Consider the following 10848-nt stretch of genomic DNA (forward strand, 5'->3'; position numbering starts at 1 on the left):
TTGTTAAGGAAATAGTTGTGCTGGCAAGCGGAAATTCATTTCATAACTTCTCATTAACAAAATCAACCTTCGTTCAGTGTTGAACGTTTCGTTCATTTTGTTCATTTTGATAAGAGTGTTTGAGTATAAGTTATAACGTGTTAATTTTGATTAACTCTAAAGTTGGCATAGGTTATGAAAAGGCACTAAGATCTCAATCTACAGTGCCCTTTTTTTTAAATCGGACTGGGTTTAAAACAACAAATCCCAAATTCTTCAGCGATGAGAATTTGGGATTTGTTGTTTTTATAAATGAGGCATTTGTTATCGTATCACAAGCGTCTCAAATTTACGTTGTGCTATTATCTCGAACACACCGCTGGTAGCATTGGCAGCAGAGAGTTTTACAGCCTTGCCATCGATGATGTATTCCTTGGGTTTGAATGGTAATCCATGAATGAAAATATGATGCTTTTTGTATACCGCATCGTAATTACCAAAGAACCGTTTCCGCAACTCAAATTGCTGTTTGGTAGAAACCTGCTTGAAACGAATGTTGTTGTACTGACCATTCTTATACCCGTAGTGATCGCCGGCATCTTCGTAGAGCACGCTGCTGGTTACCTGGTCGCTGTAGTATACATGTAGTATCATCTCTTCCGTATGGCGCTGTTCTACATACTGGATTTTGTTATAGTGTGGTACTACTGCACCTGCTTTTACGAACAGAGGTATTTCGTCCAGTGGTGTGGCCACTTTCACAGATTGTTTGCCTGTATATACCTGGTCATTCCAGTAATAATACCATTGTCCTGCGGGCAGGTAAACTTCTTTTTCCTTCATGCCTTTTTCGCTTACATGGCTAATCAGGAGGCTATCGCCCAGCATGAACTCATGTGTACGGTCATGTGTGTCTTTGTCATGCTGATCTACGAAAGCCAGCGGACGCATCATCGGTGTGCCGTTCACACTATATTGCCAGAAAGTGGTATACAGGTAGGGTAATAACTGGTAGCGCAGCTGAATGAACTTTTTCGCCACTGCTTCGTAGTCTGCGCCAAAGCTCCACGGTTCCTGGTTAAAGCCGGTTTCGTTGCTGGCAGAGTGTGTGCGCATGAGGGGATGGAATACCGCTAGTTGGATCCAGCGCACGTACAGTTCACCATCCGGTTCACCAATGAACCCACCGATATCGCTACCGCAAAATGAAATACCGGATACAGACAGTCGTTGCGCCTGGATGGTAGCCAGCCACAGGTGTTCCCAGCTGCTCACATTATCACCTGTCCACAGCGATGTCCAGCGTTGGGCGCCGGCATAGCAGGAGCGACTGATTACAAATGGACGGTGGGGCATGAGGTATTTGCGCATGCCTGCCTCCGTGGATTTGCTCATGAGGTGACCGTATATATTGTGTGCTTTGCGATGACTCACTGCTTCGCCGTCGTAGTCGTGGCGCACGTCTTCGGGGAAGGTGCCCATTTCGAACACAGCGGGTTCGTTCATATCGTTCCACACACCACGCACACCGGTATCTACCAGTCCTTTAAAAAGACTGGCCCACCACTTTCTCACTTCGGGATTGGTATAATCCGGGAATACGCATTTGCCCGGCCATACATCGCCTTCCATGAGTGCGCCATCTGCACGTTTACAGAAATAATCTTTTTGAATTCCCTGCTGATAAATAGCATAGTCGGGATCTACCTTTATGCCCGGATCGATGATGACTACTATCTTAAAACCCATAGCAGCCAGGTCTTTGATCAGGCCAGCGGGTTCAGGAAATCCTTCCTTGCTCCAGGTAAAACAGCGGAAGCCTTCCATGTAATCGATGTCAAGATGAATCACATCGCAGGGAATTTCGCGTTTACGGAATTCAGCGGCAATCTCCCTGACACGCTTATCAGGATAGTAGCTCCAGCGGCATTGCTGATAGCCCAAAGCCCACAGGGGCGGCAGGTCTGGCGTACCGGTAATCTGTGTATACCCTTCGGCTACCTGTAGTAATTCAGGGCCGTAGATGAAGTAGTAATTCATTTCACCACCCCGGGCCCAGAAGCTGGTCGTGTTCTCACGCTCCTTGCCAAAATCGAAGATGGTACGGAAGGTATTATCGAAGAAAATACCATAACCAATGCCCTGGTGCAAACCGTAGTAGAAAGGGATATTTCTGTACAGCGGATCAGTATCTTTCTGATAGCCATAGGCATCGGTGCCGAAGTTTTCCAGGCGCTTGCCATGCAGGTTCAGATCGGTTGGCTTATCGCCCATACCGTAGAAGCATTCACCTTCCTGGATCTGCTTGCTGCAGTATACGATCTTACCCCCTTTTTGCAGGTAATACTGCCAGTGGAAGCCCATTTCGTCCTGGTTGATGATGCGGCCTTCCGAGTCGGTGATAGTGAGGCGCAGATCATCGCGGTTGATGTAAATGCGCAGGATGTCTGTGTAGAGTTCAAAGTTTTCTTCATACTCCCGCAGTCCAAAATTGACAGGTGTTTCTTCCAATCGGTCGCTTACCGCATACGAGAAATCACGTTGAAATTTTCCATCAGCAGCATAGCGGAACCGGATGATCTTATCTGATATAATCCTTACTTCCAGGATGGTCTCTGACGTATAAAAATAGAAGTAGTTACCTTCTTTTTTCCACTCCTTAATGGTATCCGGATAGTGCTTGACCGAATACTTACCAGATGAGGTCGTTACTTGCATAGATCGCTTTTATTAATACCATTCTCTTTCCCTAACGATGCCCAAATTAGGCAAAAATATATTGTTATAACAGTGTTTCGATTTTATATCATTCGGCGCTGATTATCCGCCGTTTACCTGTAAAAATAACACATTGGCGAAAATTTACATACACGTAAAGCATTCCCGGATTATCTTTCCGCTCTGAATAATATACTTTTTGCTTTAACCTATTTTTCGGGGGTGTTTTTCAATACCCCTTTTTTATTAAAGCGTGATTATTCCCAGTTTTCGGCTACCCGCCAGCCAGATCTTCTTTCCATTGGGCGATACACCTGCTACATGAAATCCCTGATCGCTTATTTTTTCCCAATGTACACCCGCATCCCTCGTAATATCTGTGCCCGAAGTACCTGTGGCGATAAACACATTTTCCTTTACATACACAACGCAGGAGCGATAGCCGGCAGGCGGCGCAGGCGAAACAGTCCAGGTTTTACCATAATCAGTAGTGTACACACAATTATTAGCGGTCTCTTTATCGTGCTGATAATCACCGCCTACGATCACACCCGTTTTGCCATCCGGCATGAAGGCCAGTGAAAAAGCGCCTTTGCTGGGACTACCCTGGGTGATAGGCAGCACCACCGGCTTTATGGCCGTATTGCCGGGAATAAAACGGCTTACCTGCCCACCAGTGATGATACCGCCCCTGTCATTAGCCAGCGCAACGATATTGGTGCCACTGGCTGCAAAGATCGCTTCGCCGGGTTGTGCCACCATCGGTGTGTTTACCGGTGCCCAGTATTTGCCCCCGTTTTCGGTGGCGATTACGGCAAATTTATTGTCCGGCGGCATGGGATCCCCGATAGCAAACCCCATTTTGTCATTCAGGAAAGCGATATCATCGAAAAAAATACCTTTTGCAGTATCCTCATATTCCATTTCCCAGGTCTTGCCGCCATCGGTTGTAAGCATCACATGGGCAGGCGCACCGGCATTCAGCAGTAGTGCCCGCTTGCTGTCAAATGCATGTAAGCTGCGCCAGTCCACACTATCATGGCCTGGCACCTTCATCCACTGCCAGTGTTTACCACCATCTGTAGTCAGACCAGCCTGTCCGCCTGTGCCCGACACCCACACAACTGAGTCACTGACTACCGACAAGCCCCTGATACTGGCTATGGGCGGGATTTCGAGTGCTTTAATCTCTGGTTTTTGCTGTGCATAGGCCGAAAAAATGCAGCAAAAGAATACAGAATGCAGTAGGAGTAAGGATTTACCGAATTTGTACATGGGTTATTATTGAATGTTGAGGCAAGAAAATTACAAAATCATTAGAAAGTGTGTAGCAGATTTATATATTTGCAAGCACTGCGTTTTTGTGGACACAGTTAAACATGCATTACTAACCTCTTTTAACTTTAATATTGTCATTGCAACGGGCAGCGCAGATTTTATTGTTTTTCCTATGCACCTTACCAGTGACTGTGTTGCACGCACAGGAAAAGCCTTATATATTCGACTCTTACGGGGTGAATGAAGGGCTTTCTCAAAATTCTGTGTACGACATATTGGAGGATAATCAGGGTTTTATGTGGATTGCTACGCATGACGGGGTAAACCGTTTTGACGGCTATGTGTTCAACGAATACCGCTACAACCCCAGTTCCCGCGAGATAGCAGGGCAGGGGAAGGGCAACCTGGGTACCCGGACCAACACTGGCGGTCGTGCCCTCATCAACCGCTTTGCCCTGAAAGGTTATAAAGGGTACTCTCTGTACCGCAACGCCCGCCATCAGCTTATTCTCACACACAATTACGGCATCAGCGTTTACGACGAATATCGCAACAGTTTTGAAAACGTACTGGAAGATACCACCTGGGGCAATAATGCTGAACGGGATACCGGCAGTAAGTTCAAGATCCTGGGTGAGGATACGGCCCTCAATGCACTTTATGTATGGCGGCCTTCCAAAGGTCTTTATATACTCGACGACAAGACATATGCCATCAGGCGACTGATCCTGTATCCGCCTGCCATGATGCGCAAAGGGTTGTCGGCATCCGCCGTGATAAAAGATGACAGTACCATATGGATGAACTTTGAGGCAGGCGAATTGCTGGCCATGAATACCAAAACACTCCGCGTTACCACTTACTGCTTACCAGGAATTACTACACATCCTGTGATCCGCAATCTGAATCGTGATACGCTCATTATTTCATCACAGGGACATGTGGTCATCTTCAACAAAAAGCTCAACAAGTATACAGACCTTACCTTTGATCAGCACGATGAAAAGGATATTTCATTTGTGCCGCTCTGTATGGAGCTGGATCAGCATGGCAACGTGTGGATTGGCGGTACAGACGGGATCATGGTGTACAATATCAGGCGCAACGAAATTATCAATCACATCGTTACGTTCAATGGCTCTGAAACCCGGAGCTGGAATGTAGTGACCTACCTGTACCGCGATGCGAGCGACAATATGTGGGTAGGTACAGATGGTGATGGCATAAAAAAATATTCTCCGAACAAGAAGGTGTTCAACCTGTACCGCTCACCCTTTCTCACGCACAATATGGTAAGGGCCGTGTACAAGCATGACGACGGCAAACTCTATGTAGGGCTCATGCACGACGGACTGGACATCTACGAAAAAGGAGGCAAGTGGCTGGAACGCATTCCCGGCGATGATGGCCGTAACAATATATTTCCTGCAAAGAACCTGAATGCTATTTGCAGGGAAGATTTTGAACACCTGTGGTTCCATTTTTCTGATATGTACATCGGTTTGTTCAATGTACATACACATCGTTTTGAAAACCTTACACCATCGGTAAAGGCCCTGGGCATGCCGAACCAGGAAGATATCTATCCTTTTTTGTTCAAGCGGAATACCGGTGAAATTTATTTCAACTACGGCAGTTACCTGCTGCAGATGGTGCAGGTAGGCAGAACCTACAAAGCATCGATCGTACATGAATTCCCAGGGGAAGTACTCACTACTTATTTTGAAGATTTCCTGGGCAATAAATATGTGGGTACCAAGGTGGCGGTGTATGTGAAAAAAGCGGATAGTCCCAGCTGGGAAAAGTTGTTCTTACCTGCAGGTACGATCGTAAAATCAATCAATAAGAATGCACACAAACAGCTGCTGGTAGCGACTTCCAAGGGGTTGTTTGTAATGGATGAAAAGGGCCGGATCACACAGCATTACAATAGTTATACTTTTCCGTCTTTGGTGAATGATTATTTCTACGGTGTATTGCTGGATGACAAAGACCGCATATGGGTAAGTCACAACAAAGGTCTGTCGCAAATAAACCAGGTCTCCGAGGAGATTACTACTTACAATTACGAAGACGGCCTGCAATCAAATGAATTCAATACCGGCGCATTTTATAAATCTACAGACGGTGAGTTGTTCTTTGGCGGGATCCGTGGTGTGAATGGGTTCTATCCAAAGGATTTCAGGAACAACCCTTCCAAACCGAAAGTAGTGATCATGCGCATGGAAGTACTGGATAAACCGTATGAATCGGATACAGCGTTGTCTTTGCTGCGCAGGATCGAATTGCCTTACAACCACAATACCATCGCGATAGAATTCGTACCGCTTGAATTTACTAATCCACTGAAGAACAAAGTGCAATACAAACTGGATGGTGCGGACGAAGACTGGGTACAGGCGGGTGCCTTCAGAATGGCGCGCTACACGAACCTGCGGCCGGGTACTTATACTTTCAATGTACGGGCGTCGAACAACGACGATATCTGGAACAGTACGCCTACCTCGCTGGAGATCGTGATCCGTATTCCATTCTGGCAATCGCTGTGGTTCCGGTTCCTGTTATTATTGTTGTTGCTCGGCGTGGCGTATTATTTCTCAACGCTGTACCTCGACTACAAGATCCGGCATGAAAAACTAAAACTGGAGAAAGAGCAGGCGGTAGACCAGGAGCGTGCGCGTATATCGAGCGATATGCATGATGACCTGGGTTCCGGTTTGTCTACCATCCGGTTACTCAGTGAAATAGCAAAGCGCAAGATCCAGGATACCAACCAGACGAGAGAGATAGAGCGGATATCGGAGGCAGCGGGTGAGCTGGTGGACAAAATGAGTGAAATAATCTGGGCGATGAATTCTTCAAATGATTCTTTAGAGAATTTGATCGCATATATGCGTAGCTTTGCAGCTGATTTCCTGGAACATGCACATATTACACATCAGTTTTATATTCCGGAAAGCATACCTAATATTAAGCTGAGTGGCGGAACCAGGCGAAATATTTACCTTGCTGTGAAGGAATCCTTACACAATGTGGTGAAACATGCACAGGCTACAGAAGTAGTGATACAAATAGAAATGCATAAGAACATGACCATTATGATAAAAGACAATGGTAAGGGCTTTGATCAGGAGAAAGTCAGGTTGTTTGGAAACGGGCTGAAGAACATCCAGAAAAGGATGGCGGCTGTAGGCGGATCGGCTGATATTTCCTCGGACAATGGCACCAGAGTTTTCCTGGATATACCATTAATTTAATTCTATATTTGTAAATTGGGTTGACCTCATAGAACAATAATAACAACTGATATAAATGACTGTATACTCTAAGAAGAAATCGCAGGATAACATGGATATTATTTCTGTGGCCATTGTTGAAGATAACCATGATATTCGTACAGCCATGGAACTGTTGATCAATGGCTCTGATGGTTATGCGTGTATTGGTGCTTTTAATAATGCGGAGACGGCCGTTGAACAGATCCCCAATTTGTTACCCAATGTAGTATTGATGGATTTTAACCTGCCTGGCGGGATGAATGGTATTGAGTGCATTGCGCGGCTGAAAAATGAATATCCCGATATGCACTTTATGATGCTGACGGTATATGAGGATGATGACAAGATCTTCCAGGCGCTGGAAGCTGGTGCAAGCGGATATATTTTGAAAAAGACACCCCCGGGTGAGTTGCTGGAAGCAATCAGGGACCTGCATGAAGGAGGTTCCCCGATGAGCTCACAGATTGCCAGAAGGGTGGTGGCTTATTTCCAGAAACAGGCAAAACCCAACCCGGCTCTGGAAGCATTGACATCCAGGGAGAAAGAGATCCTGGATCAGTTGAGTAAAGGATTTTTGTACAAAGAAATAGCGAGTAACTTATTCATTTCTATCGAGACGGTGAGAAGACACGTGCATAACATTTACGAAAAGTTGCATGTGAGAAGCAGAACCGATGCAGTGAATAAATATTACAACCGATAATAAAAAGCATAAAAAAAAAGCCGGACCGCAATCGCAGTCCGGCTTTTTAGTAGCCAGGTTATTTCATTATGCACGTACCTTTTCGCGCACGAGATGCACAAACAGCACCATAGCGGCAATAAGCATGCATGCCAACTTAAATAAAAGATTGGTTTTCATAGGAAAATGGAATAATTTTTTAGGAGATTAGAACAAAACTATCTCATCATCTGCCAGGAGTCGAACTTCTGGATCAACTTGATGAACGTCCCACTTACACGGTTCATGGAGCGCTGCTCCTTATTTACCAGGTAAGTTACCACGAATGCTGCGGCGAGCATAGTTACTACAATGATAAAGAAGAGTGTTTTCATAGATTAGGACATAGGTGTTAAGACAAAAAATCGTTTCATAGTAAATATAGAAAATTTACTCATGTAAAGGTAATGCAGCGAGTAACATTTAAGTGTAATTTTGCGTGGGTTTTTGTGAAAAATACCGGAAAGCAGGGAGAAAAATCGTAATATGACGCGCCGGTTACCACTTAATTCATCATATTGTATAATTTCTACTTGGGATCATACAATGAAACCTTTATTTTTGCCCGCAACCGGATTTTGCTAAAAGTTTTAGTAATATTGCTCCCGGTCAGGGAATTGCCCCATTTTGAACTGTAAATTGGAATTTCTATATAATATGGCTAACACGGATAAGAAAGATCTAATAGCAGCAGCCTATACCGAAGACTCCATTCGCTCGCTCGACTGGCGGGAACACATCCGCCTCCGTCCGGGTATGTATATCGGTAAGCTGGGAGATGGTTCCAGTATGGACGATGGTATCTATATTTTGCTGAAAGAGGTGGTAGATAACTGTATTGACGAGCACACTATGGGCTTCGGCAAGCAGGTAGATATTAAAGTGACAGAACACAACGTGACTATCCGCGACTTTGGACGTGGTATTCCCCTCGGAAAGGTGGTGGATGTGGTGAGCAAAATTAACACAGGTGCCAAGTACGATAGCAAGGCATTCCAGAAATCCGTTGGTTTGAACGGGGTAGGTACCAAAGCGGTGAACGCTCTTTCCAATTACTTCCGCGTAGAATCCATTCGCGACGGCCGCTCCAAAGTAGCCGAGTTCGAGCGTGGTGTTCTTACCAAAGAACATAAAGAAGCCCCTACCAAAGAACCCAACGGTACCCTGGTAACCTTCACACCCGATGATACCGTATTCCGCAACTACCGCTACATTCCTGAGTTCCTGGAAAACCAGATATGGAACTATTGCTTCCTCAATGCTGGTCTTACCATCAACTTTAATGATAAAAAATACGTTTCTAAAAACGGATTACTGGACCTGCTGCAGCGCAAAACCAACGAGGATGAGCTGCGCTACCCGATTATCCACCTTCGCGGGGAAGATATTGAAGTAGCCATTACCCACGCCAGCCAGTATGGGGAAGAATATTATTCCTTTGTAAACGGTCAGCACACCACCCAGGGTGGTACGCACCTGGCGGCATTCCGTGAGGCATTTGTAAAAACGGTAAGGGACTTCTACAAGAAAGACTACGAAGCGACTGACATTCGCACTTCTATCTGTGCGGCGATCTCTGTAAGGGTACAGGAGCCGGTGTTTGAATCCCAGACCAAAACCAAGCTGGGCTCTCTCTCCGTATACGAGAATGGTCCTTCTATGAAGGCATTTGTGCTGGATTTCCTGTCTAAAAACCTGGACGACTTCCTGCACAGGAACCCAGCTACTGCCGATGCCCTGAAGCGTCGTATTGAGCAGAGTGAGCGCGAACGTAAAGAACTGGCCGGTATCAAAAAACTGGCAAATGAAAGGGCCAAAAAAGCGAACCTGCACAACCGCAAGCTGCGCGACTGCCGCCTGCACTTTAACGACGAAGTGCCTACAAGAGATAAAGGCGATATGGAAAATAAACGGCTGAACACTACTATCTTCATCACAGAAGGGGATAGCGCCAGCGGTTCCATCACCAAGTCGCGCAACGTGGAAACACAGGCTGTATTCAGCCTCCGTGGTAAACCACTGAACAGTTTCGGACTGACCAAGAAGATCGTGTACGAAAACGAAGAATTCAACCTGCTTCAGCATGCGCTGAACATCGAAGAAGGACTGGAAGGCCTGCGTTACAACAGGATTGTGGTAGCTACCGATGCCGATGTGGACGGTATGCACATCCGCCTGCTGCTGCTGACCTTCTTCCTGCAGTTCTTCCCGGATCTCGTAAAGAACGGTCACCTGTACATCCTGGAAACACCACTGTTCCGTGTACGTAATAAGCAGACAACTATTTATTGTTACTCAGAAGAAGAAAAACAAAAAGCGATCAAAAAGCTGGGCAATAAACCGGAAATCACCCGATTCAAAGGTCTGGGAGAAATCTCTCCTGAGGAATTCGGTACTTTCATCAGCGACGATATGAAAGTGGAACCGGTGATCCTGTCCAAGGACACGCATATTCAGAAACTGCTGGAATACTATATGGGCAAAAATACCCAGACAAGGCAGGAATTTATTATTGGTAACCTCAGGTACGAAAAAGACCTGATAGAAGAAGCAGAATAAAAGACTGAATGGAAACTGTGCATATCGTATTTGGTGAATCATCCGTAGCCCCGATACAAGGCGCGTTTGAACTGGATGAACAGCTGAAGGGAGACATCCTGTATTTTGAGGATGATCTGTCCATCGGCCCCCTGTTCATACTCGATACCAAAGATGGACAGGCTGGCCGCCGCCAATGGTGGAACCAGCTGGCCGGGGTAGAGGCCCCTGCAGCGCCGGTATTAATAGATAGCGAGGCGCCCCCCGTGGAAGAAGAAACCAGCCCTGACCCGCAAAAGTTCAAACAACTGAAAGCCCGCCTGAAAGCCGATCCTG

7 protein-coding genes are annotated in these 10848 nt (G+C 46.0%); 4 read left to right on the forward strand and 3 right to left on the reverse strand.

The annotated features are described in order from the left end of the window. Nucleotides 1–303 precede the first annotated feature (303 nt). Together ABDW16_RS27735 and ABDW16_RS27740 are read right to left on the reverse strand one after the other, a co-directional pair. Nucleotides 304–2697: a glycoside hydrolase family 31 protein gene (locus ABDW16_RS27735; protein WP_343674353.1), complete on the reverse strand. Its 2394-nt coding sequence runs from the start codon at nt 2695–2697 to the stop codon at nt 304–306. Nucleotides 2698–2943: 246 nt separating this feature from the next. Further along, nucleotides 2944–3972, reverse strand: a complete 1029-nt coding sequence (locus ABDW16_RS27740; RefSeq protein WP_343674355.1) for an oxidoreductase — start codon at nt 3970–3972, stop codon at nt 2944–2946. 134 nt (nt 3973–4106) lie between these two features. On the opposite strand from ABDW16_RS27740, the gene ABDW16_RS27745 reads away from it, so the two are divergent. Together ABDW16_RS27745 and ABDW16_RS27750 are read left to right on the forward strand one after the other, a co-directional pair. After that, on the forward strand, nt 4107–7232 hold the full coding sequence (locus tag ABDW16_RS27745) for a two-component regulator propeller domain-containing protein (protein ID WP_343674356.1): 3126 nt from the start codon (nt 4107–4109) through the stop codon (nt 7230–7232). 55 nt (nt 7233–7287) lie between these two features. Continuing rightward, nucleotides 7288–7956: a response regulator transcription factor gene (locus ABDW16_RS27750; protein WP_083571340.1), complete on the forward strand. Its 669-nt coding sequence runs from the start codon at nt 7288–7290 to the stop codon at nt 7954–7956. Between the two features lie 197 nt (nt 7957–8153). Here ABDW16_RS27750 and ABDW16_RS27755 read toward each other — a convergent pair whose 3' ends face one another. Continuing rightward, nucleotides 8154–8309: a hypothetical protein gene (locus tag ABDW16_RS27755; RefSeq protein ID WP_343674358.1), complete on the reverse strand. Its 156-nt coding sequence runs from the start codon at nt 8307–8309 to the stop codon at nt 8154–8156. A 322-nt stretch (nt 8310–8631) separates the two neighbouring features. Here ABDW16_RS27755 and ABDW16_RS27760 point away from each other — a divergent pair, with 322 nt between their 5' ends. Both ABDW16_RS27760 and ABDW16_RS27765 read left to right on the forward strand, forming a co-directional pair. Beyond that, the gene (locus ABDW16_RS27760; protein WP_343674360.1) at nt 8632–10533 is read left to right on the forward strand and encodes a DNA topoisomerase IV subunit B; all 1902 of its coding nucleotides are present in this window, start codon (nt 8632–8634) and stop codon (nt 10531–10533) included. Between the two features lie 8 nt (nt 10534–10541). Beyond that, nucleotides 10542–10848 (forward strand): DUF1835 domain-containing protein (locus ABDW16_RS27765; RefSeq protein WP_343674361.1); only part of this gene is annotated, 307 nt, incomplete at its 3' end.

This window comes from Chitinophaga sp., assembly GCF_039596135.1.
GTDB lineage: Bacteria > Bacteroidota > Bacteroidia > Chitinophagales > Chitinophagaceae > Chitinophaga.

Bases quoted from the DNA above. Each gene is read 5' to 3' on its own strand.
- ABDW16_RS27735 (WP_343674353.1), bottom strand. From the start codon at position 2,697: ATGCAAGTAACGACCTCATCTGGTAAGTATTCGGTCAAGCACTATCCG.
- ABDW16_RS27740 (WP_343674355.1), bottom strand. From the start codon at position 3,972: ATGTACAAATTCGGTAAATCCTTACTCCTACTGCATTCTGTATTCTTT.
- ABDW16_RS27750 (WP_083571340.1), top strand. From the start codon at position 7,288: ATGACTGTATACTCTAAGAAGAAATCGCAGGATAACATGGATATTATT.
- ABDW16_RS27755 (WP_343674358.1), bottom strand. From the start codon at position 8,309: ATGAAAACACTCTTCTTTATCATTGTAGTAACTATGCTCGCCGCAGCA.
- ABDW16_RS27760 (WP_343674360.1), top strand. From the start codon at position 8,632: ATGGCTAACACGGATAAGAAAGATCTAATAGCAGCAGCCTATACCGAA.